Annotated in this window: 23 protein-coding genes; 5 read left to right on the top strand and 18 right to left on the bottom strand. The window is 60.9% G+C overall.

Annotated features, from left to right (window positions below; translation table 11 throughout):
- The first annotated feature begins 104 nt into the window (after nt 1-104).
- The 4 genes from WGT02_RS10650 to WGT02_RS10635 all read left to right on the top strand — a co-directional run bounded on the left by WGT02_RS10650 (nt 105) and on the right by WGT02_RS10635 (nt 5,043).
- The gene (locus WGT02_RS10650) at nt 105-722 is read left to right on the top strand and encodes a glutathione S-transferase (protein WP_024317421.1); all 618 of its coding nucleotides are present in this window, start codon (nt 105-107) and stop codon (nt 720-722) included.
- A gap of 48 nt (nt 723-770) precedes the next feature.
- A complete protein-coding gene (locus tag WGT02_RS10645; RefSeq protein ID WP_024317422.1) occupies nt 771-2,840 on the top strand; it encodes a pyridoxamine 5'-phosphate oxidase family protein in 2,070 nt (689 codons plus the stop codon).
- Nucleotides 2,841-2,916: 76 nt separating this feature from the next.
- On the top strand, nt 2,917-4,350 hold the full coding sequence (gene trmFO, locus WGT02_RS10640; RefSeq protein ID WP_024317423.1) for a methylenetetrahydrofolate--tRNA-(uracil(54)-C(5))-methyltransferase (FADH(2)-oxidizing) TrmFO: 1,434 nt from the start codon (nt 2,917-2,919) through the stop codon (nt 4,348-4,350).
- Nucleotides 4,351-4,449: 99 nt separating this feature from the next.
- Entirely contained in the window at nt 4,450-5,043 is a 594-nt protein-coding gene (locus WGT02_RS10635; protein ID WP_208248063.1) for a class I SAM-dependent methyltransferase, read from the top strand.
- Nucleotides 5,044-5,227: 184 nt separating this feature from the next.
- On the opposite strand, the gene WGT02_RS10630 is transcribed toward WGT02_RS10635, so the two are convergent.
- From WGT02_RS10630 to yajC, 7 genes are all read right to left on the bottom strand, one after another.
- Nucleotides 5,228-6,265 carry an MBL fold metallo-hydrolase gene (locus tag WGT02_RS10630; RefSeq protein ID WP_024317425.1) on the bottom strand — a complete coding sequence of 346 codons (1,038 nt, stop codon included), beginning with the start codon at nt 6,263-6,265 and terminating at the stop codon, nt 5,228-5,230.
- Nucleotides 6,266-6,301: 36 nt separating this feature from the next.
- Nucleotides 6,302-6,961 carry a peroxiredoxin gene (locus tag WGT02_RS10625; RefSeq protein ID WP_082321189.1) on the bottom strand — a complete coding sequence of 220 codons (660 nt, stop codon included), beginning with the start codon at nt 6,959-6,961 and terminating at the stop codon, nt 6,302-6,304.
- Between the two features lie 195 nt (nt 6,962-7,156).
- Nucleotides 7,157-7,624 carry a hypothetical protein gene (locus tag WGT02_RS10620; protein ID WP_024317427.1) on the bottom strand — a complete coding sequence of 156 codons (468 nt, stop codon included), beginning with the start codon at nt 7,622-7,624 and terminating at the stop codon, nt 7,157-7,159.
- A 68-nt stretch (nt 7,625-7,692) separates the two neighbouring features.
- Nucleotides 7,693-8,544 (bottom strand): phytoene/squalene synthase family protein, encoded by an 852-nt coding sequence (locus WGT02_RS10615; RefSeq protein WP_024317428.1) that lies wholly within the window; start codon nt 8,542-8,544, stop codon nt 7,693-7,695.
- 2 nt (nt 8,545-8,546) lie between these two features.
- Nucleotides 8,547-8,933, bottom strand: coding sequence for an Mth938-like domain-containing protein (locus tag WGT02_RS10610; RefSeq protein WP_024317429.1), 387 nt, complete (start codon nt 8,931-8,933; stop codon nt 8,547-8,549).
- A gap of 4 nt (nt 8,934-8,937) precedes the next feature.
- A complete protein-coding gene (gene secDF / locus WGT02_RS10605) occupies nt 8,938-11,499 on the bottom strand; it encodes a protein translocase subunit SecDF (protein ID WP_225039638.1) in 2,562 nt (853 codons plus the stop codon).
- 56 nt (nt 11,500-11,555) lie between these two features.
- A complete protein-coding gene (gene yajC, locus WGT02_RS10600) occupies nt 11,556-11,903 on the bottom strand; it encodes a preprotein translocase subunit YajC (protein WP_024317431.1) in 348 nt (115 codons plus the stop codon).
- 209 nt (nt 11,904-12,112) lie between these two features.
- Here yajC and WGT02_RS10595 point away from each other — a divergent pair, with 209 nt between their 5' ends.
- Complete coding sequence (locus WGT02_RS10595; protein WP_024317432.1) at nt 12,113-12,988, top strand: ATP-binding protein; 876 nt, start codon at nt 12,113-12,115, stop codon at nt 12,986-12,988.
- A 49-nt stretch (nt 12,989-13,037) separates the two neighbouring features.
- Here the strand turns inward: WGT02_RS10595 and WGT02_RS10590 are convergent, their stop codons facing one another.
- The 11 genes from WGT02_RS10590 to WGT02_RS10540 all read right to left on the bottom strand — a co-directional run bounded on the left by WGT02_RS10590 (nt 13,038) and on the right by WGT02_RS10540 (nt 25,176).
- Nucleotides 13,038-14,597 (bottom strand): peptidoglycan DD-metalloendopeptidase family protein, encoded by a 1,560-nt coding sequence (locus WGT02_RS10590; protein ID WP_024317433.1) that lies wholly within the window; start codon nt 14,595-14,597, stop codon nt 13,038-13,040.
- 137 nt (nt 14,598-14,734) lie between these two features.
- Complete coding sequence (locus tag WGT02_RS10585) at nt 14,735-15,388, bottom strand: protein-L-isoaspartate(D-aspartate) O-methyltransferase (protein WP_024317434.1); 654 nt, start codon at nt 15,386-15,388, stop codon at nt 14,735-14,737.
- A gap of 6 nt (nt 15,389-15,394) precedes the next feature.
- On the bottom strand, nt 15,395-16,162 hold the full coding sequence (gene surE, locus WGT02_RS10580) for a 5'/3'-nucleotidase SurE (protein ID WP_024317435.1): 768 nt from the start codon (nt 16,160-16,162) through the stop codon (nt 15,395-15,397).
- Between the two features lie 4 nt (nt 16,163-16,166).
- Nucleotides 16,167-17,450 (bottom strand): serine--tRNA ligase, encoded by a 1,284-nt coding sequence (gene serS / locus WGT02_RS10575; protein ID WP_024317436.1) that lies wholly within the window; start codon nt 17,448-17,450, stop codon nt 16,167-16,169.
- 92 nt (nt 17,451-17,542) lie between these two features.
- Nucleotides 17,543-18,370: a twin-arginine translocase subunit TatC gene (gene tatC, locus WGT02_RS10570; RefSeq protein ID WP_208248065.1), complete on the bottom strand. Its 828-nt coding sequence runs from the start codon at nt 18,368-18,370 to the stop codon at nt 17,543-17,545.
- Nucleotides 18,367-19,032, bottom strand: coding sequence for a Sec-independent protein translocase protein TatB (tatB, locus tag WGT02_RS10565; protein ID WP_208248067.1), 666 nt, complete (start codon nt 19,030-19,032; stop codon nt 18,367-18,369). Before tatB ends, tatC begins: the two co-directional genes overlap by 4 nt.
- Before the next feature lie 49 nt (nt 19,033-19,081).
- Nucleotides 19,082-19,282: a twin-arginine translocase TatA/TatE family subunit gene (locus WGT02_RS10560; protein ID WP_024317439.1), complete on the bottom strand. Its 201-nt coding sequence runs from the start codon at nt 19,280-19,282 to the stop codon at nt 19,082-19,084.
- A gap of 185 nt (nt 19,283-19,467) precedes the next feature.
- Complete coding sequence (scpB, locus tag WGT02_RS10555; RefSeq protein ID WP_208250452.1) at nt 19,468-20,148, bottom strand: SMC-Scp complex subunit ScpB; 681 nt, start codon at nt 20,146-20,148, stop codon at nt 19,468-19,470.
- A gap of 32 nt (nt 20,149-20,180) precedes the next feature.
- Entirely contained in the window at nt 20,181-21,038 is an 858-nt protein-coding gene (locus tag WGT02_RS10550; RefSeq protein ID WP_024317441.1) for a ScpA family protein, read from the bottom strand.
- 21 nt (nt 21,039-21,059) lie between these two features.
- Complete coding sequence (gene nagZ / locus WGT02_RS10545) at nt 21,060-22,073, bottom strand: beta-N-acetylhexosaminidase (RefSeq protein WP_024317442.1); 1,014 nt, start codon at nt 22,071-22,073, stop codon at nt 21,060-21,062.
- A 109-nt stretch (nt 22,074-22,182) separates the two neighbouring features.
- On the bottom strand, nt 22,183-25,176 hold the full coding sequence (locus tag WGT02_RS10540) for an SPOR domain-containing protein (protein WP_208248069.1): 2,994 nt from the start codon (nt 25,174-25,176) through the stop codon (nt 22,183-22,185).
- Nucleotides 25,177-25,211 lie beyond the last annotated feature (35 nt).

Genomic DNA, 25,211 nt, shown 5'->3' with positions numbered 1-25,211 from the left:
CCGTAATATTCCGCTAAATGAAATAGTTTCTTTCATGATATCGCAATTCAGCACGCGGGCGGAAACAATTATTGTCTGGTCACCTCAACACGGAGACTAGACCGATGAAGCTTTACTCGCATCCTCTCTCGGGCCATTCGCATCGCGCCCGCCTCTTCCTGTCGCTTATTGGCGTCGACGTCGATGTCGTAGAGGTCGATCTTGCTGCCAGGGAGCACAAAAGCGCCAGCTTCCTTGCCCTCAATCCGTTCGGGCAGTTGCCTGTGCTGGAAGATGGAGGCGTCATCATCAGCGATTCCAACGCCATCCTCGTCTACCTCGCCAAGAAGTACGCGCCCGAGGGATGGCTCCCGGAGGAACCGGCAGCTGCAGCGGCGGTCCAGCGCTGGCTATCGGTCGCTGCCGGCGAGATCGCCTATGGCCCGTGTGCGGCAAGGCTTGTGACCTTGTTCGGAGCGAAGTTCGACTCCGAGGACGTGATCGCGAGAGCGCATCGAATCCTCCAACTGATCGATGACCGCCTGGTTGATCGCGAGTGGATCGCCGCGAACAGGTCGACCATCGCCGATGTCGCCCTTTACAGCTACATCGCCCGCGCACCGGAAGGAAATGTCGACCGGTCCGCCTACCGCAATGTGACGGCATGGCTTGAGCGGATAGAAGCCCTGCCCGGCTTTCAACCATTCCAGAAATCGCCAGTCGGCATTGTCGAGGCGGCTTGAGGCGTTCCATTGCGCTGCGGCCGACCACACTCCAATAGGGAGCCCGCTATGCCTATCGAGGCACAAAGCACCAAGTCCTCTCCTTGGCACGCCGGGGAGATCGCACTGCACGAAAAGGTCGGCGTCGCCAAGCGAATGGACGAGGTGGGCCGGCGCGTGCTGCGAGATCACCTGATCGATCAGCACCGCCAGTTCTATGCGCAGTTGCCCTTCATCGTCCTGGGAACGGTAGATGCGGACGGCAATGCATGGGCAACGCTACGTGCCAATCGTCCGGGTTTCCTTGAGAGCCCGGACATCCATATGCTGAGCGTCGCCCTTCCGCGTGAACACCTTGATCCGGCCGACGCGGGAATCGACGACGGCAAGGCCATCGCTATGCTTGGCATCGAACTCCACACGCGCCGCCGCAACCGCCTGAATGGTACCGTCCATAGAACGGAGCAGGACGGCTTCGATGTGCGCGTGGGACAATCCTACGGAAACTGCCCGCAATATATCCAGCTGCGCGATTTCGACTTCGTGCGGGACCCGATGGAGCGCTCAGGGTACGACCCTGTCCATTTCAACAGCCTTGATGGGCGTCCCGCCGAAATGATTGCTAAGGCCGATACGTTTTTTGTCGCCTCCTACGTCGATCGCGAGGATGGCGAGCGCCAGATCGATGTTTCGCATCGTGGCGGCAGGCCGGGTTTCGTACGGATCGGCGAGGACGGCGTTCTGACGATCCCGGACTTTGCCGGCAATCTCTTCTTCAACACGCTCGGCAACATCCTCGCCAATCCGCGGGCGGGGTTGGTCTTTGCGGATTTCGAGAACGGCGATCTGCTGCAATTGACGGGCGACGCGCAGGTCATCCTGGAATCGCCGGAGATAGCAGCCTTCCAGGGTGCTGAGCGACTGTGGCGCTTTCGCCCGACGCAGATCGTCCACAGACAAGAAGCGTCGCCGCTTCGCTGGCGTTCGCGGACCGATGGTCCATCTCCCAATTCTCTGATGACCGGCAGCTGGAATGAGGCCGCCGCGCGGCTTCGCGCGACAGCCATCGCCAAGAGCTGGCGGCCCTTCCGCGTCGCCCGGATCGTCCAGGAGAGCGCGAGCGTGCGCTCGTTCTATCTCGAACCGACAGATGCAGGCGGGATCATTCCCCATGTCTCCGGGCAGCATCTGCCTGTCCGCATCAATGTGGAGGGATCGCAGGTACCCGCCGTGCGCACCTATACGATCTCCTCGGCGCCCTCCGATGGTCCGTATCGCATCAGCGTCAAGCGCGAGGGACTTGTCTCGACGCGTCTTCACGACGCCATCCGAGAAGGTGACATCATCGAGGCCCGCGCCCCTGTCGGCGCGTTCACGATCAACGCCACAGAGAGACGTCCTGCCGTTCTGCTGGCCGCCGGCATTGGAATAACGCCATTGCTCGCCATGCTCCGGCATGTCGTCTACGAAGGCCTGCGCACCCGCCGGATACGACCGACGTGGCTGGTCTACTCCGCACATAGCAAGTCGGAGCGCGCATTCGATACCGAGCTGCAGGCACTCGCCGCGGCATCCGGTGGCGTCGTCAGGCTGGTCCGCCTGCTCAGCGATACCTCCGATACCGTCGCTGGCGAAGACTACGAACAGCAGGGGCGCGTCGACATGAACCTGCTGAGCACAGTATTGCCGTTCAACGACTATGATTTTTATCTGTGCGGTCCAGCAGGCTTCATGCAGTCCGTGCACGACGGCCTGCGTGGGTTGAATATTGCCGATAACCGCATCCACGCCGAAGCGTTTGGATCGGCGTCTATCCAGCGATCGGGCGATGAAGCCAAGCGGCCGACAGCGCGCGCCGCCGCTGGCGAACCGCAGCCAGTGTATTTCATGCGCTCAGGCAAGGAAGCGCGCTGGGAGCCAGGATCAGGCACTTTGCTGGAGCTTACCGAAACATATGGCTTGGCGCCTGATTTCAACTGTCGCCTCGGTAATTGCGGGAGCTGCAGGACGAAGATCTTCTCCGGCGCTGTCGCCTATCTCAAGGAGCCGACCGCCGACGCCGCCGATGAGGAAGCTTTGATCTGCTGCGCCGTGCCGGCAGCGAGCGACACAGGCGCTCGGCTGGAACTGGATATCTAAGAGCGTCGGCGCGTGCATCGAACGGTCGTCAATTCTTCGGTTTCCTGTGCCGCTCCAGCGTGGTAATCAGCCGCGCATGAACAAAACCTCTTCCCATTCTCCCATCCACGTGGTCGGCGGCGGGCTCGCTGGCTCAGAGGCGGCCTGGCAGATCGCAAACGCCGGCGTGCCCGTGATCCTGCACGAGATGCGTGGCGTGCGAGGCACCGACGCTCACAAGACCGACGATCTGGCCGAGCTCGTTTGCTCCAATTCCTTCCGGTCCGATGACGCGACCAGCAACGCGGTCGGCGTCATCCATGCCGAGATGCGCTTGGCGGGATCGCTGATCATGGCCTGTGCGGACAAGCACCAGGTCCCGGCCGGCGGCGCATTGGCTGTCGACCGCGACGGATTTTCCGAAGCCGTCACCAAGACGATCCACGGGCATCCGTTGATCACAGTCGTTCGTGAAGAAGTGACCGGTCTGCCGCCGAAGGAATGGGATCTTGCAATCGTTGCGACCGGCCCCCTGACTGCGCCTTCCCTTGCGAGCGCCATCCAGGCCGAGACGGGGGCGGATGCGCTGGCCTTCTTCGATGCGATTGCGCCGATCGTTCATCGCGACAGCATCGACATGGATACCTGTTGGTACCAGTCTCGCTACGACAAGGTCGGCCCGGGCGGCACCGGCAAGGACTATATCAACTGTCCGATGACCGAAGAGCAGTACAATGCCTTCGTGGATGCCCTGATTGCCGGTGATACGGTCGGGTTCAAGGAATGGGAAGGGACACCCTACTTCGATGGCTGCCTTCCGATCGAGGTGATGGCAGAGCGCGGTCGCGAAACGCTGCGTCACGGCCCCATGAAGCCGATGGGCCTGACCAATGCGCACAACCCGGCGGTTAAGGCCTACGCTGTCGTGCAGTTGCGGCAGGACAATGCGCTCGGTACGCTCTACAACATGGTCGGCTTCCAGACGAAGCTGAAATACGGCGCCCAGGCAGAGATCTTTCGCATGATTCCGGGACTTCAAAATGCCGAATTCGCCCGCCTCGGCGGCCTTCACCGCAATACGTACATCAATTCACCGACGCTGCTCGACCCGTCTCTGACGCTCAAGTCACGCCCGGGCCTGCGCTTTGCCGGACAAATCACCGGCTGTGAAGGCTACGTCGAAAGCGCCAGTGTCGGGCTTATGGCAGGCCGGTTTGCCGCTGCCGAGCGGAAGGGAGAAACGGTATCGCTGCCGCCCGCAACCACGGCGCTGGGCTCACTGCTCGCCCACATCACAGGCGGTCACATCGTCAATGACGAGGAGCCTGGCAAGCGGTCGTTTCAGCCGATGAACATCAACTTCGGCCTTTTCCCCGAACTCGAGCCCGGTTCGATCGTCAAGCCCGAGGGCGTGAAGCGCTTCCGCGGCAAGGATAAGACCATCATGAAGCGGCAGCTTATCGCGAGGCGCGCCCTTGCTGATTGTGCGAACTGGCTTGGGCTCGACATTAAACTCGCGCAGAGTGCATGATCGGGCCGCGCGTATCAGTATTCTCGATGCTGCCATCGGTCGGCGGTTGTCAGAATCGAAGATGTTGTGCGGCGTAACGTCCTCGAAAAGAGTGCGCTGATGGCAGCATTGTTTCAAGGCACATCCATGCCGGACCGGGACTGGTGGTCCGCGCTCTGGCCCGATCCGGAAGGGCTGCTTCAGCAGGTCGGCATTCGGCACGGCATGAGCGTGCTCGACCTTTGCTGCGGCGACGGCTACTTCACCGGCCCGCTCGCTGAGTTGGTCGACGGACGCCTTGCGGCGCTTGATCTTGACCCTGATATGATCGAGTTGGCGAAGGCCGAAGTTGAACGAAGGCACGCGTCCGTTCGCCAGTGGATCTGCGCGGACGCCACCTCCCTGGCCGAACGCCTGGATGAGCCGGTCGATTATGTCCTGATCGCCAACACATTCCACGGCGTTCCTGACCAGACTGGCCTTGCGCGTTCCGTCCGGGCAGCTCTGCGGCCAGATGGGTTATTCTGCATCGTGAATTGGCATCCGCGGCCGCGGGAAGAAACGGTTGTGCTTGGTCAGCCGCGCGGACCGCGAACCGAGACGCGCATGCCAATCGAAGCCGTCCGCACCGTTGTTGAGCCGGCCGGCCTTACCATGCTGCGGATCGTCGATCTCCCGCCCTACCACTACGCGGCTGTGTTTCAAGTCGCGTGACAATACGGCGAGGGTTCCCGGCCTGAACCGGTGGACAGCGAACCGTTGAGCGTCGCGCCGCAGCCTCGGCATTCGTGGAACCAAACGCAGGCATTAACGGCATCGTCTCTGCCGATCGGTAGCAGATGGGACAGGTCAGAATTGATCGCCGCTTCACCATTGCATGGCTCACCTAGGCTGCCCGCTAATGCCCGATCGGTCCTTCCGCCTTCTTCCAGGCGTCGATGCCGCCTTCAATGTGAAAGGCCAGGGGAAGGCCGGCATCGTGCGCTGCCTGCACGGCCATTGCCGATCGCTCACCGAACGCGCAATAGAAGAGAAGCCTCTTGCGGGTTGAGCTTGCCAGTTCATGCAGCATTCCGCCCGCGCCTATGCTTTCCTCGAGCGAGGGATACGGCACGTGCAGCGATCCCGGAATCGTACCGTTTCGCTGCCGCTCGGCGTTCTCGCGCAGATCGATCAAAGCGACATCGCCGAGGCCGACGACACTCAGTGCCTGTTGCGCCGTCAGTGCCCAGCCGTGGCGCATGACGTTAGCCTGGTTCATCCCGACGTTCATGTTGGCGGGGACGGCAACATCCATCATCTTCGGATTCGAGAGCTTCAGATTGTTCATCAGGTCGGCATATTCATCGGCAGACGTCACCTGCAGGCGCGGGTTAAAGGCCCTCTCCTCGCCAATGGTAGAGACCGTATCCCCCTTGTAATCGTGCGCCGGGAAAACCAGCGTTGAATCCGGAAGCTTTAGAAGCCGACCGAATATCGACTCGAACTGTGCTCTCGGGTCACCGTTCTGAAAATCGGTCCGGCCGGTGCCGCGGATGAGCAGCGTGTCGCCGGTGAACACGCGGTCGGGCAGCACGAAACTGTAGGAATCGTCCGTGTGGCCTGGCGTATAGATCACGTCCAGGGAAAGCCCCTCGATGGTCAGCTTGTCGTTGTCGCAAAGCCGCATCGAGACGACATCGGCTTTTGTCTGCTCCCCCATCACTGTGATGCAATGGGTTTTGTCGCGCAGAGCGCCAAGTCCTGTGATGTGATCGGCGTGGAGATGCGTGTCTACGGCCTTGACCAGCTTCAGGTCGAGTTCATGGATGAGTTGGAGGTAGCGATCGACCCTTTCCAACACCGGATCGATGATCAGCGCCTCGCCGCCCTTCCGGCTTGCCAGCAAATAGGAATAAGTACTCGATACTGGATCGAACAGCTGCCGGAAGATCATCCCTACCTCCTGCGTGGCGGCACAGTTTGCGATCGACTATCCGTGCGGCTGCGGCACGATCCTGATATAGGGCTTCGGTGCGCGCCAACCCTGCGGATACTGCTTCTTTGCCTCGTCGTCGGAGACTGAGCCGGCGATGATCACGTCCTCCCCATTCTTCCAGTTCACCGGCGTAGCGACCTTGTGCTTGGCGGTAAGCTGGAGGGAATCGATCACCCGCAGCACCTCATCGAAGTTACGACCTGTCGTCATTGGATAGACCATAACCAGTTTGATCTTCTTGTCGGGCCCAATCACGAAAATGTTGCGGACGGTCTGGTTATCGGCTGGGGTGCGGTCCGTCGGATCGCCGGACACCAGGGCAGGCAGCATGTTGTAGCGCTTCGATACCGCGTAATCGACATCCGCGATCATCGGATAGTTCGGACGGTAGCCCTGCGTTTCCTCGATGTCCTTCATCCAGCTGGTGTGGCGTTCGAGCGGATCGACAGAAAGGCCGATGATCTTCACACCACGCTTGTCGAATTCAGGTTTGATCCGCGCCATGTAACCGAGTTCGGTCGTGCATACGGGGGTAAAATCCTTGGGGTGCGAAAACAGCACCGCCCAGGAATTGCCGATCCACTGGTGAAAACTGATCTTGCCTTCCGTCGTCTGGGCTTCGAAATCCGGAGCGGTATCATTGATCGCAAGCATCACGCACCTCCATCGCGTTTGTGAACACAAACTCAAACATTTGCCGGATGAGCGCAAATCTTGCGCCTATTTCGGCCGGCAGGCAACGGCAAAACGGCCGTAGCCATGCGTCCCGCGAGAGGCAACGCCGATAAGGATGATCGTGAATGCGGAATGGCCGCGGCGAAAGGATATGCCGGTTCGCCAGGGGCTCCGCTACTGGCCGTGTGCGGCCGTGGAATTGTGCGGCGGCAATGCCTTGTCAGGTTCCGCCACGTAGTTGCCGAGCAGCCAGAGGGAGACCTCTGATGCCTCCTTGGCGGAGGCGAATTCGAACGTGCCGTTCTGATGCGGAGCATCAAGGAACTCGATGCTGAGGCCGCTGCCAGTTTCAGAACTCAGGACACGCACTCTGCCCGGCTCGATGATGTGGCATGAATAATGTCTCTGCATGTTGCGCATGAAGCCCGCCTTGTTGTCATGCAGGCGCACGAACATCGCTTGGCCGTTGGCGGTCGCCTGCAACTGGCGGATTGCTTCATTCGGGAAAGCACGGTTGAACTCGATGATGGCCAGTCCTGTATCGTGGAGGCCATCTTCCTTGTTCTGCGCGGCCATGCGCGTCGACATAAAGGCGATGAAGATGACGATTGCGAAAATAACGCACCAGACGATAATGCTCACATCGCTCTCCGATCAAAGCTGCAACGGCGCCCTTATACCGCACGAGCCTTGCGCGAGTTTAAACAGGATCAGATTTTCTTGCGCATCAACGCTAGCAACATAACCGCCTGGCGTCGCAACTGCGAGCGCTGCAGCTGACGCTCGAACAATCCTGCGCCAGCCCTCTGGGCACTGACGAGAACCGGCTCCGCCAGAGCGACAGGCAGAAAGGCCGGAAATACGGTTGGTGATATCGCGACACTTCTCGCCTTGGCGAGATGGTCGCGGCCGAGTCCGGAAAAGGCTTCGATCGCCGCAGAGATGCGCGGCCTGTCCTCGCCCGAAAGAAACGCATCGCGATCAAGTCCCGTCGCGGATAGGATTTCGACGGGAATGTAGAGCTGTCCGCGATGACGATGCAGCGGCATCAAAAGCAGCAGGCCAGCAATCGCCTGCGCAACGCCTGCGTGGCCGGCAGCCTCGGCGGATCTTGCCGCCTCCTCCGGCGCAAGCACCAGGCTGGCCAATTGAATGAGGGCAGACGCCGTCTCGCCGGCATAGCCTTCGAGCGAAAGGCGCGTCTCCATCGGATCGTCGTAGAGATCGAAGATGCGAGCATCGATCATGTTCACGAGCGTCTGTTGTGGCAAATGGTGGGCTTCGATCGCCGACAGCAAGGCGGCGGCAATCGGGTTCGCCTGGGTGGAGCCGTGCGCACTTCCTTCCAGCAGGTCACGCCAGTACTGCATGCGAACCTCTCCGGGAAGCGGCTCATGCACCAGATCGCGAATCCGTGCGAGCTCGGCGCTGAAGGCGTAAAGCGCTGCCAGGGCGCCGCGTTTGTCATCCGGCGACAGCAGACAGGCAAGGTATCGGTCGCGGTCATTGTCGCGTAGCGTCGCCAGGCAAATGTCCTGGTTCGTCAAAGACTGATCGGCCATTGTCAGACCGCTATCAGTGCCGCGGCAACGGCGCGCGATTCCATCAGCATGATATTGAAGGTGCGAACCGCAGCACCCGTATTCATCGGATCGGATGAAATGCCGGCTGCCTTCAAGGCAGCCTTCAAATCAGCCGGGATTGGTCGCATGTCGTTGCCAGTACCGATCAGCAGGACCTCGATCTCGGCTGCCTCATCGAGCACCTTCTGAAAATTCTCGACGGCCAGCGGCTTCGACATATCCATGTCCCAGCCATAGATGCCGGACGGCAGGCAAAGGATCGATCCGCGATGGGACATGTCGGCGAAACGGAAACCGCCATTGCCGTAGGTATCGATGGGCGCGCGTCCAGGGAAATGCGCCTCGCGGATTTCTATGCCTCTTGCCATATTCTCACACTGCCGGATTGCCGGAGTTCGTACCCGGCTCGGCCACTTTCTTGTTTTGATCGCTATCGACCGCGTCCGGGCGGAGCTTGAAAGCGATCAGCACGGGAGCAGCTATGTAGATGGAGGAAAAGGTGCCAACGGCAACGCCGAACAGCATCACAAAGGCGAACGGGCGGATCACTTCACCACCGAACATGCAGAGCGCCAGCAGTGCCAGCAACGTCGTCGCGGCCGTCAGAACTGTGCGTGACAGCGTCTGATTGATCGAGGCGTCGATGAGGATCGGCAGCGGCATTTTTCGGTAGCGCTTCAGGTTTTCGCGCATGCGATCGTAGACGACGACCGTGTCGTTGAGCGAATAGCCGACGATCGTTAGGATGGCCGCAACGCTCGTCAGATTGAATTCCATGCCTGTCAGCACGAAGAGGCCAAGCGTCAGGATGATATCGTGCAGTGTCGCGATGATCGCACCGATCGCAAACTGCCATTCGAAACGCAGCCAGATGTAAAGCAGGATGACAGCGAGCGAGCCGAGTAAGCCCAACGTCGCGGCCCTCGTCAGTTCGCCCGACACGGCAGGACCGACAACCTCCACGCTTCGGATCTCATAGTCGTCCGCCAGTTCATCACGCAGCAAGGTCATTGCAGACTGCTCGGCATTCTCGCCGCCACCTTGCGCCTGAATGCGAACCAATGCCGTCGAGGCGTCGGCAAGGCGACGAGCCTCGATATCCCCGATGTTCAGATCGCTAAGACGCGCGCGGATATCATTCGGATCGGCAGAGCCCTGCTTCGCCTTGACCTCCACGTGCGAACCACCGGCAAAGTCGACCCCAAGATTCGCGCCAACGGTCGCGAAGCCGACCATAGCCAAGATCGAAAGTGCGGCCGACACCGTGAAGGTGTACCTTCGGATGCCCATGAAACGGATGTTCGCACGGTCGAAAATGCCTGTCTGAACATCCCTCGGCAGATGCCGCGGATGCTTGCGGTGAAGCCAGGTGACGACGATCCAGCGGGTCAGCGTGAACGTCGTGAAAACCGTCGTCAGGATTCCGGCCGCAAGCGTCACAGCAAAACCGCGAACGGTGTCGCTGCCGAGATAGTAGAGAATGACGGCCGCAATGATGATCGTGACGTTGGCATCAAGGATCGTCAAAAAGGCGCGGGAAAAGCCGTTGTCGATCGCGTCCGCGAAGGAGTGACCTGCTTTTGCCTCTTCGCGAATCCGCTCGTAGACGAGCACGTTGGCGTCCACAGCCATGCCTATGATCAAGACAATGCCAGCGATGCCGGGCAGCGTCAGGGTCGCACCGATTGCGCTCAGCACGGCGAGAATGAGGACGAGGCTCAAGACAAGCGAGATGCCGGTGATGATGCCCAGTTTGCGATAGAACGCAAACATCAAACCGATGACAAGGACCGCAGCGACGAAGCCGGCCACCAAACCGGCGCGCTTCGATTCCGCGCCGAGGGCAGTACTGACGGTGCGCTCCTCCACGGTCGTCAACGTCGCCGGCAGAGCGCCGGCTCGCAACATCAGCGCAAGATCGTGGGCGCCGTCCTCGCTGAAGCTGACCGGTACCGTGCCCATGCCATCCACGATCGGGGCATTGATCATCGGCGCCGCCATGACCTGATCATCGAAGAGGATGGCAAGGTGTCGGCCGATGTTCTGGCGCGTCTTCTGTGCGAGGCGTTCGGCTCCCTCAGAATCCAGCTTGTAGCTAATAGCAACCGCTTTCGTCTGCGCATCGACGACGGCCTGAACATCGACGAGATTCTTGCCTGTTATGAAATCCGTGCGATCGACGAGGTAAGGAACGGGCGGATCGTCCAGCGAATAGAGCACCTCGGAGGTCGCTGGCCAGCGACCGGCAAGGGCCTGCTGACCCGACATGCTGTCGTCGATCATCCGGACGGAAAGCTGAGCGGGTTCGTTCAGAATATTTTTCAGCCGCTCAACGTCGATCGAGCCCAGGGCTTTGACGTCGATGCGGTCGCGGCCATCTGCGCGAACAGAATAATCCTTGATCCCGAGGCCGGCAATGCGACGCTCGACAACCTCCAGAGACTGCGCCTGGGCAGCCGCGATGCCTTCGTCGATACTATCCTTGGAAATTCGCAGCGTGAGCTGTCCGACGTTGCCCCTCTCCAGGGTCAAGTTCTGGATCGAGCCGCCGAACCAGCCGCTCTTCCTGCTCGCTGTCAGCGCGCTCAAGGCATTGATTGCAGCGTCCACCTGGCCGGCATCGGTAATCTTGACGGTGACGTCCTGGTCGTTGCCGGTCAGGCCGGTGTAGCGAATGTTAGATTCGCGCAACTTGCCACGAATATCCGCGACGGTGCGTTCAAGCCGTTCCTTGACGATATCGGCGCGTTCGATCTGGAAAAGCAGATGGGAACCGCCCTGCACATCCGGGCCGAGGGCAACATGGCTGTGAGCCAGCCATGCGGGCAGCTTAGAACGCTGCCCGTCTGACAATAAATTTGGGGCCGCGACTACCACGGCCGCCACCACCAAAACCCAGATCAGAACAGCCTTCAAGCGGGAAAAACGATGCATTTTCTCTCGACTATTTCCGACCCGGCCCAGCCCGGTTCACAACTGGGTTCGCAATACTACGCAGCGTCTGCCTTTACCGGCTCACCCTTGACGCGAATTTCCGAGATGCCGGTGCGGACGATGCGAACGCGCACTCCGTCTGCAATCTCCACTTCGAGCTCCTTGTCGTCAACAACCTTGGTGACCTTGCCGACAAGGCCGCCACCAGTGACGATCTGATCGCCGCGACGGATCGCCTTCAGCGTTTCTTCGCGCTTCTTGGCCTGGGCGCGCTGCGGACGGATCAACAGGAAATACCAGACGACCATCAGCGGCACGAACAGGATAATCATTTCGAAGCCGGAGCCGAACGGCGACGCCGCGCTATCGGTGGCAGCCTGGGCAAATGCCGGGGTGATGAACATGCTAAACTCCTCAAAACTTTCCGTGGGCGGAACTCCGCCTTTTCTCGGGTGGCCGGACTATAATTATGGTCCTTGCGAATGCAACAGAAACAGCCGGAAACCGTACCGATTCCGCTGCCTCGTAACCTTTCCGCTCGCAAAAGGCCATGCTAGGCCGCAGGCAAAAGACACAGTACGCTGGTTGCAACCAGAATTCAGGAGGAAGGCCCATGGCCGAAGACTTCAACAACACCATTCTGGCGGAGTTGCGCCGACTGACGGATGCGATCGACCGGTTGGCTGGCCCGGCGCCTGCGATCAACGACTGGAACGCGGCCGATTGCTTCGTCTGGTCCCCTGCCCGTCAGCACCTTCAGCCCGTTGCACGACCGAACCGCGTGGCCCTGAAGCTAATCCGAGGCGTGGACCACGTGCGTGACATCCTCCACGAAAACACGGTGCGCTTTTCCGACGGCTACCCGGCAAACAACGTTCTCCTTTGGGGCGCGCGCGGCATGGGCAAGTCGTCGCTGGTCAAGGCTGTTCACGAAGATGTGCGGCGTGAGAGCGGAGTATCGCTGAAGCTGGTGGAAGTGCATCGCGAAGACATTGCGAGCCTCCCGACGCTGCTCGATCTTCTCAAGGATACGCCCCATCGCGTCATTGTCTTCTGCGACGACCTTTCATTCGACCACGATGACACGGCATACAAATCGCTCAAGGCAGCCCTTGACGGCGGCGTCGAGGGGCGGCCGGACAACGTGCTCTTCTATGCAACCTCGAACCGGCGTCACCTGCTGCCACGCCACATGATGGAGAATGAGCAGTCGACGGCAATCAATCCCTCCGAAGCCGTCGAGGAAAAGGTTTCACTGTCCGACCGGTTTGGCCTTTGGCTCGGCTTCCACAAATGCAGCCAGGACGACTATCTGACGATGATCGACGGCTATGCCGACCACTTCAAGCTACCCGTCGATCGCCAGAAGATGCATGCGGAGGCGCTGGAATGGGCCACCACGCGCGGCGCGCGTTCTGGCCGCGTTGCCTGGCAGTACATTCAGGATCTGGCTGGCCGTATGCGCATCGCCCTCGACCGTGCCGAATGACAAAAGCCCGGCTTTGGGCCGGGCTTTCGAGCATCCTCAAACGCATAACCTACTCGAGGAAAGTAACCGGGTTGACCGGGGTCGCATCCTTTCGGACTTCAAAGTGAACCTGCGGCTGCTTGACATTGCCGCTCATGCCGGAAACGGCGACGGTCTGGCCGCGCTGGATCTTCTGGCCGCGGCTGACACTCAAGGTATCAGCGTTGCCGTAGACGGTGACCGTACCGTCGTCGTGGCGGACGAGAACCGTATTGCCGAGTTCCTTCAGCCCATTGCCGGCGTAGATGACCACGCCGTTTTCGGCGGCCTTAATCGGCGTCCCCTGCGGCACGGAGATGTCGATACCATCGTTACGACTGCCGTTGACGTTGGCGCCGTAGGCAGCAATCACCGCACCACGAACCGGCCAGCGATACTTGCCGATGCCGGTCGCCTCGGGTGCCGCCGAAGCCACTTCCTTCTTCGCAGCCTCGTCCACAGTCTCGGTCGCGACCGGAGCCTTGTAGGTTGCCGGCTGCGCGGCGGCAGTCGTCGTTGCGGCGGCGGGCTGAGCGACCGGCTTCGGCTCTGCCTTTGCCGGAATGGAGGCTGTCTTCATTCCATCCTGCGAACCGCCCGGGAGATTGAGCTCCTGACCGATGCGGATCGAACCAGCAGAGAGGTTGTTGGCAGCCTTCAGGTCGTCGATGCTGTTGCCTGTCGCCTTGGCGATCTTGGCAAGCGAGTCGCCAGGCTTGACGACATAGGTGCCGCCAGCGCCTTTGGGCCCCTTGCCTGCACCAGCCGCAAGCTTGCCCGCCGGATCTGCGCTTGCAACCGACTTGTCGCGAGCGGAGTTCGCGCCCGGAACGACGGCAACGTTCTGCTCTTGCTGCTTGCCCGGCTGAGGCAAGTGTCCGCCCTTGGAAAGGTTGGTCGTCTGAGCGGATGCCTTGGCCGCATTGCCGCCGTTGAAGGTCGGGATCAGGATGATCTGGCCAGGCTTCGCGGCTGCCGCCGTCTTGAAGCCGTTGGCACGAAGGATTTCCTTCTCCGGCACACCATAGCGATTGGCAAGTGTCGCGATGGTCTCGCCCGGACGAAGCGTGACAGATGGCGCGTTGGTTGCCGACCAACCGGACACCTTCGGGGTCGTGCCCGTGACGATCGAGTCGGTTGCCATCTTTGGCGGAGCGAGAATGGGCGCCGATTTCTTCGGAGCAGCGGCTGCTGGGAAGGGCTGCGCGAGAGCCACCTGCTTTTCGCGGGACGGCGCTGCAGGCGCCACTGCCGAAGGTGCAGCAAGGTCGGAACGCTGAACAGAGACCGGTGCCGAGGCCATGCGAGCACTGGAGGCGCCATAAGTGGACTGTGCCGGATACGGCTGGTTCATCGCTTGATTGCTTGCCGAGTACCCGCCCTGCTCCAAATCCGCCTGCGGCACCGGATCGGCCTGCATATTTCTGCGAGGGATTGAGTTGGTCGTCATCTGATCCTGACCGGATGACGAGAAAAGACCACCGAAACGTGTCACATCGGAACTGCAACCCGTTGCGGCACTCGCCAGCAAAGCCGCTATCAGGACATTACCGGCAGACTTGCCTACTCTTGGCGAAAGACTGAAACGCATGACTCGACCCACTGATGAACGCAACCATTTGTGGGTTTATTAAAGCGCGTTAGTATTACCACGCGGTTAAGGTACCGAAATCTGCGAGATTTTTTTGAGAGAATGCTAACCATAGCAGCCTACGCCACCGCCTCGCCTCAGAGTTGAGACGCCAGGCGCGGGACAATGGGAAGATAGGGCGTATCGAACAGTTCTTCGCGCTCGAAGCGGCTGCCCGTCTTCGTGAGCCGCACGAGGCGACATTCATTCTCTGAGATCATCAGCGGCGCGATCATCGAGCCGCCTGAGACCAGTTGGTCGGTGTAGAACCGCGGCATCGAATTGAACGCAGCGGTGACCACGATACGGTCGAAGGTTCCCTCGCCCTGCAGGCCGGCGCTGCCGTCAGCCTGGCGGATGATGACGTTTCGGAGCCCGAGCGAGTCGATGCGGCGCTGCGCATTCGTCGTCAGTGTCTTGTAACGGTCGATCGTCAGCACGCGTTCGGCCATGCGGGCCATGACGGCCGACATGAAGCCGCTGCCCGTGCCGACCTCAAGCACACGCTGGCCCGGCTTGATCTTCAGGTGGTGAAGGATCCTGACCGCCAGATCGACGCCCTCGAGAAATGAGCCGCATTCGATCGGGATCGTGCGGCTCGAATAGGCGTGCTCCGCAAACTGCGGCGGCACGAACAAAGAGCGCGGCGTCTGCTCGACCGCGGTCAAAAGATCCAGATCGGAAACGCCTTCGGCCCGCAGCCTCAAGACGAGCGCCGCAAACCCTTCCTTCTCGACCAGCCGTGCCGTCAAAACAATCTACTCCGTACTCGAAAGCGCCCGCGCCACGCGGTCCCGTACGGAATAATCAGTCAGATCCAGTTTCAAAGGAGTTACCGAAATCTTGCGATGCTTCAGGGCGTGGATATCGGTGCCCTCGACGAAGGCGCCGGCACGCTCCCCAAACCTGAGCCAGTAATAGGGAAAGCCACGTCCGTCGGCGCGGGCATCGACCTGCAGGTTGAAGGCAAGCTTGCCCTGCGCCGTCACGTCCACGCCCTCGACCTCTTCGGGTCGGCAATTCGGAAAGTTGAGGTTCAGGAATGTGCCCTCGGGCAATTCGAGTGACATCAGCTTCTCGAGAAGTGCCGGCGCATGCGCCTCGCAGACCTCCCAGGGGACAGTCCTTGCTCCATCCTGGTGGAAATAGGCCTGGCTCAACGCAAACGAGCGAACGCCCTGCATCGTGCCTTCGATAGCGCCTGCGATGGTGCCCGAATAGGTGACGTCGTCGGCGACGTTCGAGCCCGAGTTGACGCCGGAAAGCACGAGGTCCGGCTTGACGTCCATGACCTGCTTGATGCCCATGATGACACAATCGGTCGGGGTTCCGCGCAGCGCGAAATGCTTGTCAGAGATCTTGCGCAGCCGCAGCGGTTCAGAAAGGCTCAACGAATGCGCAAGGCCGCTCTGGTCAGTCTCCGGCGCAACAATCCAGACATCGTCAGACAGCGTGCGCGCAATCCGCTCCAGCGCCGCGAGGCCTTCTGCGTGAATGCCGTCGTCGTTGGTGAGCAGGATGCGCATCGGCTCAGGCCGCCCGTTCTATCTTCTTCAAACCGCCCATATATGGCAGCAGAACGTCCGGAACAGTCACCGTACCATCCTCGTTCAGGTAATTCTCCAGAACGGCGATCAGGCAGCGGCCAACGGCGGTGCCGGAGCCGTTCAGTGTGTGAACGAACTTCGTTGCCTTGTCCTCCTTACCGCGATAGCGCGCGTTCATGCGCCGCGCCTGGAAATCGCCGCAGACGGAGCAGGACGAGATCTCGCGGTAGGTGTTCTGGCCCGGCAACCAGACCTCGAGGTCGTAGGTCTTGCGCGAACCGAAGCCCATATCGCCGGTGCAGAGCGTCATCGTGCGGAAATGCAGGCCGAGGCGCTTTAACACCTCTTCCGCGCAGGCGGTCATGCGCTCGTGCTCGGCAAGCGAGCTCTCGGCATCGGTGATCGAGACGAGCTCGCACTTCCAGAATTGATGCTGGCGCAGCATGCCACGCGTGTCGCGCCCAGCTGAGCCGGCTTCCGAACGGAAGGACGGCGTCAGCGCGGTGAAACGAAGCGGCAGCTTCTCCTGGTCGAGGATTTCACCGGAGACAAGATTGGTGAGTGTCACCTCGGCGGTCGGGATCAGCCATCGGCCGTCCGTCGTCTTGAAGAGATCGTCCGCGAATTTCGGCAGCTGCGCTGTTCCGAACACCGCCTCGTCACGCACCATCAGCGGCGAGCTGACTTCGGTGTAGCCATGCTCGCCCGTATGGAGGTCAATCATGAACTGGCCGAGCGCGCGCTCCAGCCGCGCAAGCGGACCGGTCAGCACGGTGAAGCGCGATCCGGAGAGCTTTGCGGCCCGCTCGAAGTCCATGTAGCCAAGCGCTTCGCCGATTTCGAAGTGTTCCTTCGGCGTATGGTTCCAGCGCGGTTTCTCGCCGACGACGCGGGCAACGACATTGTCGTGCTCGTCCTTGCCGACCGGCACGTCGTCATGCGGGACGTTCGGAATGCGCGACAGTGCATCATTCAGTTCGTCCGTCGCCTGACGCTCGCCCTCTTCCTCGGCCGGAAGCAGCACCTTCAGGTCGGCCACCTCGAGCTTGAGCTTTTCGGCAAGTTCGCTGTTCTTCTGCGCCATCGCAGCGCCGATCTCCTTGGAGGCGGCGTTGCGGCGGGACAGCATGTCCTGGACCTTCTGAATGGCCGAACGGCGCTTTTCGTCGACCGCAATCAGGCTTTCGGACAAAGGCTCGGCACCACGCTTGGCGAGTGCCGCGTCGAGCGCTTCGGGATTCTCACGGATCCATTTGATATCGAGCATCGTCGTTCCAGGGTCGTTGTAAAAAGATAAGCCGGCCAAAGCCCGGCTGGGCCTCGACCGGATGCTTGGAAGCGCTCATTGAAGCAGATCGGTCAGACGTTGTCCGACTTGGCAACGTCCGTGGTTCCTTCAGCCTCTTCGACCGCCTCGCGGACACGCTGGCGCTCCACGAGTCGCGCCGCGTAGATGGAAATCTCGTAGAGAAGGATGGTCGGCAGTGCAAGGCCGATCTGGGACATCGGATCTGGCGGCGTCAGCACCGCTGCGACGATAAAGGCGAGCACGATCGCGAACTTGCGCTTCTCCCGAAGCCAGTCCGACGTCAGCAGGCCGACGCGCGCCAGTAGCGTGGTAACGACGGGAAGCTGGAAGACAAGGCCGAACGAGAACACCAGCGTCATGATCAAGCTGAGGTATTCAGAGACCTTTGGAAGCAGCGAGATCGCGACATCGCCCTCACCCGGCGCCTGTTGCATGGTCAGGAAGAACCACATGACCATCGGCGTGAAGAAGAAGTAGACCAGCGATGCGCCCATGAGGAACAGAACCGGCGAGGCAATCAGGAACGGAAGAAAGGCAGCGCGCTCGTTCTTGTAAAGACCGGGCGCCACGAACTTGTAGATCTGCGCCGCTATAATCGGGAAGGCGATCACCAGACCGCCGAACATGGCGACCTTCACCTGTGTGAAGAAGAACTCCTGGGGCGCCGTGTAGATGAGCTGTGCCTTGGACACATCGAGATGCGCCCAGATAACGGCCCACTTGTAGGGATAGACAAGGGCATTGAAGAGATGCTTGGCAAAGATGAAGCACACGATGAAAGCGACGAAGAACGCGCCAATCGACCACATGAGCCGCGTGCGCAGCTCCATCAGGTGTTCGATCAGCGGCTGTGGCTTGTCCTCGATGTCACCGCTCATGCGTCGTCCTTCTTCTTTTTCGCTGCCGTCTTCTTCGGAGCGACTGTGGCCTCAACGGCGGCGACCGTCGGCTTCTTTGCTGCGGTGGCCGTGCTTGGTGCCGCGGCCTTGGCAGGCGCGCGCTTCGTCTTTTCGGCCGGAACAACGGCGATGGCCGCTGCGGCATCAGCCTTATCCGCAGCCTTGGCGCGTGGCTTGCGCACGGCCTTTGGCTTCTCGGTAACAGCGGCTCCAGGCATTTCAGCGGCTACGGCGGCTTGAGGCGAAGGCGGCGGCATGACCGGGGGCGTCTCAGGTAGGCTCATCGACGGGTCAGGCACCGATACCGCAGCGGACGGAACCTCGGTCTTGTTCTCGACCGTCGTCGCCTTCTGCAGGTCGGCCTTGATTTCGTTGCCCATCTGGCGAAGCGGGTTCATTGCCTCACGCAAGCTGTTGACGGGGTTCAGCTTCTGCGCGTCCGTCAGCGTCTGGCGTACTTCGTCCAGATCGGCTTCACGCAATGCTTCGTCGAACTGGGCGCGAAACTCGCCCGCAACCTTGCGGGCACGCTGTGTCATCTTGCCGAACGCACGCAGCATCGGCGGCAAGTCCTTGGGACCAACCACCACGATCAGTACGACCGCGATGACAAGCAGCTCGGTCCAGCCAATATCGAACATTCAAGGCTCCTGAGCGGGAAACGTGGGGGCTACGTTTGCCCGGAGGTGATTACTTCGTTTCGTCGGCCTTGTGATCGACGGTCTTGGCAGTCGTGGACTCGGGCGTGGTGTCTTCGTCGTTCATGCCCTTCTTGAAGCTCTTGATGCCCTTGGCAACGTCGCCCATCAGTTCCGGAATCTTGCCGCGACCGAACAACAGAAGCACGATGGCCAGAACGATCAGCCAGTGCCACATGCTAAATGAACCCATTACGCTAACTCCCTGTTGCGATGTTTCCAGATGTAAGAGCTTCCTACACCAATTCCAACATCAAAGTTCCCCTTGGATTGTCGCTTAATGTCACGGTATCGCCCTCTGTGACAAGAGAAGACACATTCGAAAAACTGTGATCGGCATTGTTTTCGCGATGCGTGGCGGAACCAAGACAAATCCGATTAGTCTTCGGACGCGCCGCCGGGCGCAAGCAGGCCGAGTTCCTCGAGATCGAGCTGCGTGATCGGATCTTCGTCTTCGGTCAACTCGTCGTTCATTGTCGGCGATGGTATATTGAAGGTGGCCGGGATGCGACCGGAGAGCAGCCCTGCGCCCTTCAATTCTTCAAGTCCTGGCAGATCGCGCAGTTCTTCCAGGCCGAAATGATCAAGGAAATCGCGCGTCGTGCCCAGCGTAACGGGACGACCCGGCGTACGCCTGCGACCGCGAAACCGAACCCAGCCTGCCTCCATCAGGACGTCGAGTGTGCCGCGGGAGGTCTGGACGCCTCTGATATCCTCGATTTCGGCGCGCGTCACCGGCTGGTGATATGCAATGATCGCCAGTACCTCCAAGGCCGCTCGCGACAGCTTCTTGGCTTCGTTCTCGTCGCGCCGGATGACGAAGGAGAGGTCTGCCGCCGTACGGAAGGCCCAAGCATCATCCACCTGCACGAGATTGACGCCGCGATGGGCATACTGCTCCTTCAGGCGCAGCATGATCCCACGGACGTTGAACGGACGCGGCAGGCGATCGGCAATGAACCCTTCTGAGACGGGCTGCGCAGATGCGAAGACCAATGCCTCGGCAATGCGCTCCGCCTCAGTCTCTGCACGAACGTCGTCCTCTGTCTCTTCCACCATTGCACTATCGATGTGTTCGTCTTCCAGATCGGTCACGCCGGTCGCTCCTGTTCGACGACCTGCAGCGTTCCATGTTTAGGGCCTCGTCTCATATAGAGCGGCTGGAAAGCTCCATCCTGACGGATCTCGAGCTTACCTTCGCGAACGAGCTCGAGGGAAGCTGCGAACGCACTGGCAATTGCTGTCACCCTGTCTTCCGGCGACGCCATGTAACGCAGGAGGTAGGATTCCAATGCTGTCCAGTCGCTGATCTCGCCGATGATGCGGGTCAGAAGCTCGCGGGCGTCGGTCAGCGACCAGACAGTGCGACGTGCGATCGTCACCTGCGTTACCGCCTGACGCTGACGGAGCGACGCATAAGCCGTCAGCAGATCGTAGAGGCTGGCAGTGTACGCCGACGGATGCCTGTCCGGGATGTGCTCCGGCGCACCACGAGCAAAGATATCGCGGCCCAGGCGGTTCCGGTTGACGAGACCGCTCGCAGCCTCGCGCATCGCTTCGAGACGCTTCAGGCGGAAGGCGAGCGTTGCCGCCATTTCCTCGCCGGAAGGGCCGTCGTCCTTGGCCTGCTGCGGGATCAGCAGGCGCGATTTCAGGTAGGCAAGCCAGGCGGCCATGACGAGATAATCGGCTGCCAGCTCGATCCGGATCCGCCTCGCGCTTTCGATGAACTGCAGATATTGCTCCGCCAGCGCAAGAACGGAGATGCGGGACAAATCGACCTTCTGATTGCGGGCGAGATAGAGCAAAAGGTCGAGCGGGCCTTCGAAGCCGGCAACATCGATCAGCAGCGCGGGATCGGAGCTCGCGCGCTCGGCGCCGTTCTCCTGCCACAACTTGTCCATCGGCGTCGCCGTCAGCAGCCGTTCCGTGCCTTTGACCGTATCCACCCTGCCCTGTCCCTTCTGCGATCAGACAGTCGCAAACATCTCATCGAATTCGGCGCGGATCGAAGCCTGCTCGGCCTTGTCAGCGCTCGGGAAGCCCTTCAGCACTGCTTGTGCGCGCAAGAGCGACTGGCCCTGCAAGACCGGCACATTTTCGACAACCTGCTGCATCTCGTCCATGTGGCCGTTGCAATGAAGCACGATATCACATCCGCCCGCGATGATGTTGGCGGCGCGCTCTCCGATCGTGCCGGCAAGGGCGTTCATCGATGTATCATCGGAAAGCAACAGACCCTTGAAGCCGATGTACTCGCGAATAATACCGGCGATGACCTTGCGCGAGGTGGTTGCCGGGTGCTCGGAATCGACGGCTGCAAAGACCACATGGCACGTCATCGCCATCAATTCGTCCTTCATGGCAATGAACGGAGGGAAATCATGCACCTGGAGTTCTGCACGCGAAACCGCGACGACCGGCAGCTCGTGATGGGAATCCGCAAAGCCGCGACCGTGGCCCGGCATATGTTTCATGACAGGGAGAAGACCGCCCGCTTTCAAACCCTCGGCTGCGGCACGTCCCATGGCCGTGACTGTCATCGGATCGCCACCGTAAGCGCGGTTGCCGATCACGTTGCTGCTGCCCTCCACGGGAACGTCCAGCACCGGGAGGCAGTCCACATTGATCCCAAGGCTCGAAAGATCGAAGGCGTGCAGCCGCGACATCAGCCAGGCGGCGCGGAGGCCTTTTTCTCTGTTCTGCCGATAGATATCGCCAAGCTGTTGCCCCGTGGGATAGTGCTGGAAGATCGGCGGTCGGATGCGCTGGACGCGTCCACCTTCCTGGTCGATCAGAACCGGCGCGTGCCAACCGACTGCTTCTCGCATCTCCGCGACGAGATCGCTGATCTGTTGCGGCTCCGAAATATTGCGTCCAAACAGAATGAAGCCCCAAGGACGCTCCGCGCTGAAGAACGCCTTTTCTTCGGGAGTAAGAGAAAGGCCGCTACAGCCAAGGATCATTGCTTTTGATTCGGTCATACCCGAATCATAGAGGTGCCCGGCAAAAATACGAGCCGCGTCAACCGGCATTCACAAAAAAAGCGGCGGACCAGAGACCCGCCGCTTCGATTGAATGCTTGCCGATAGCTTACTTCGAGATAAGGCAGCTGCCGCCTGCGGCACGGTACTTTTCGCAGATAGCCGCGGCTTCGTCCTTGGAGCCCGCAGGGATACGAACGCGGTAGAACGTGCCCTTCCCTGCAATCTCGGCCTTGCGAATCTCGTAGCTGCGGCCGCTAAGCACGCTTGCAAACTTCTTCGAAAGGCTCGCGTAGGACTTCTTCGCCTCTTCCTCGGAAGGAAGCGATGCGATCTGGACGCCGTAGCCACCAGCGGCCGTAGCAGGTTGGGCCTGGGTTGCAGCCGGCGAAACAGCGGCAACTTCCTTCGGCTTCTGTGCTGCAGGTGCCGCGGGCGCCTCGGTAGTTGCCTTCACCGCTTCAGTCCCAGCCGGACGCGCTGCCGGAGCCGGCGCGGTGTCACTCACCGTGGAACTCTTCACCGCGCGCACCGGCGGGTCGACGTTCGCCGGAGAGGCGGCCGCCGCCTTGGCCAGCGCATTTTCCGAGGGAGCCTGCGCGGCTGTCGGCTTGGTTTCTTCAACCGGGGTCGACCGAATGTCGGCGGCGGCGACCTGCCCCGATGCCGGGAAATTCGCAGCAGTGCCGCCAGCCGGCTTTGAGCCAGCGGTGATCTTCTGCGTCTGAACGGGAGTTGCCTTCGGCAGCGTCGGGGCTGCTTCCGGAGCCGGCTCGTCGCGGGCAACCAAAGTACCGTCCGGCCGGACGATCATGGTGCGGACCTTGCGGGCGGAAACCGACGGAGCCTGGTTTGCATTGTCAGCTTCGTCGACAGCGGCCGTATCCTGGCTGGGAAGCAGGCGCGGATCCTGGGTGTCACCGACCGGTGTCGCCATTGGTGGCGTTGCGATGTCGCTGTCGTTGTCCTCGGGCAGCGTCTCCGGCGTCAGCGTGCGCTGAACGACGTCGACCGGCTGCTCGTCGCTCGACACCAGTGCTTTCTGCTTCGGCGCTTCGGCCGCGGCACCGCCGACGCTGTCGTAAACAGCCTTGTCCTGGTTCGGCACGGTCTTTCCGCCCGGATTTTCCGGTACGACCTTAACCGGGTCCTTGTCTGCAGTGATCACGCGCGGCTCGCCGGAGGCAATACCAAGGCCTCCATCACGGGCTAGGAACGTATAGCCTGCATAGGCGACGCCGCCGAACACGACGATCGCTGCAGCGGCAGCCAGCATCCGTTTCATCGAGCGTGCACGGCTCATATCCTCGGCTTCACCTGCCGACTGGATTTGCACCTGGGAAACGTTCTCGCGGCGTTGGACCGGCTCGTTGACGCTCCGTCGGAAGTCTTCTTCAAGGGCGCGTTCGAACTCGTCCAAGCTCTGTAACGGAGCCTGCTTGGCGACAGACACGGCTGGCGCTGCGCTCGGCGCGACAGAGATCGGCGCACGGGTCCGCCATTCCTCGACGACTGGCTTCGCAGGCGTTTCCACCGGCTTGGCCGGCGCAAGCAGGTTGGCGATCTCGGCGTCGACGTCGAAATCGAAGTCTGAGGTCGTCACCACCGGTTCCCGCTGCTCGACGGGCGGCAGCACGGGCACGTGCATTTCTTCGACGGCTTCCGGATGATACTCCGCATCCGAGATCATCGACGGATCGAACGGGAGGTCGTCTCCGGCATCGGCCGAGAATACGGGCGTAGCGGGCGCCTTTTCGACGAAAGCTGCCTCTACCGGGGCCTGACGGATCGGCGCGGCGGCAACAACCGGAGCGGGCGCCGACTGGAAAGCGGGCACTGGGGCGACCGGCTGCAGTCCAACGGCCTCGACATGCGGTGTCTGAACTCTCGGTGGTTCGGCCGCGTGCGGCTGCACCTTCACTGGCTCAGCAAAGTCAAAATCGGCCAATTCCAGCTCGATACCTTCAAGATCGAGTTCGAAGTCATGGCCGGCGAAAGGATCATCACCTTCCGGTTCAGCCTTGGCAGTGGAGGCGAGCACAGGCGGCTCGACCGGTTTCGGCATCGGAGCCACGACAGGTGCCGCTACGCGGACCGGCTCCGGCGAGCGCGGCATCTCGGCGACGTCTGTCGCAGGCGTGATCTGGCGCTCCGGAACGGGGTAATGCGACACGTCGGCGAGGAGTGCATCGATATCGAAGGCAATATCGTCGATCTCAGTCGGCGCTGCTTCCGTCAGCGCAGCATCGGCCTGAACGGCACCATCATCCTTCGCGGCAGCAGCCAGATCGAAGGCGCGGTGATCGATGAGAGGTTCAACGACCGGCGCTTCTGGAAGCACCTCACGCTCATCGTGGACCACCTCGGGCTCTTCGTGACGATCGATTTCAGCGGGGAAGCCCGCGGCAACAGGCACTTCAAAAGCGACAATGCCCTCCGACGCAGCAGCCGGTTCAGGCGCAGAAACAGCCACGGGAACGACCGGGGCAAAAGGCTCATCGCGGCGCGCCGGATGGAAGTTGGCGATCGGCAGCCGGATGCTGGCCGCAGACCACTGCGGAGCCTTGGCAGACGCCACCGGCACGACGGGCGCAGCCGAAGCGGGCGATGCGCCGATCGACATCTCGAGTTCTTCGATCAGATCACGAGCGCCACCGGAGATTGGTTCACCCTCACGCAGGGCGCTTGACGCCCAAGCGGCGGCGGTCAGGTTGGAAGCCACTTCCGGCGGCTGAAGAACCTCCGGCTCAACGGCAACTTCGGGGGAACCTTCGGGCTCGATGACAAAATCAGGTTCGGCCTCGGCAGCGGGCGCGACACCAGCTTCATCGGCGGAAGCCTCATAGGCAGTCGGCTGCTCGAACACGGGCTCAGGCAGCCGATCGAAGGAAGCTGCGGACTGAGGCTCGTCGTAGCGCTCGAACTCGCGCAGCAACTCATCTTCGAGATTGAATGCTGGTTCCTGTCGGGGTGCATCTTCAACGGTATTGGCTGCTACCCGCGGTTCAAAGCCAACGATACGGGCAAGTTCCGCCAAAGGGTCATCGTCGGCAAAGTGGTCCGTATTCTTACGCGTGTCATACGCCCGCTGTTTGTCTGCCATACTCATCCCACTCGCAACTGCTAAGGTTTATGCCA

It is taken from the genome of Rhizobium sp. T1470, from assembly GCF_042140505.1.
In the GTDB taxonomy this organism is placed as follows: domain Bacteria; phylum Pseudomonadota; class Alphaproteobacteria; order Rhizobiales; family Rhizobiaceae; genus Rhizobium; species Rhizobium favelukesii.
The sequence above is the reverse complement of the archived record's forward strand: the minus strand, read 5'-3'. Positions and strand labels throughout refer to the sequence as shown.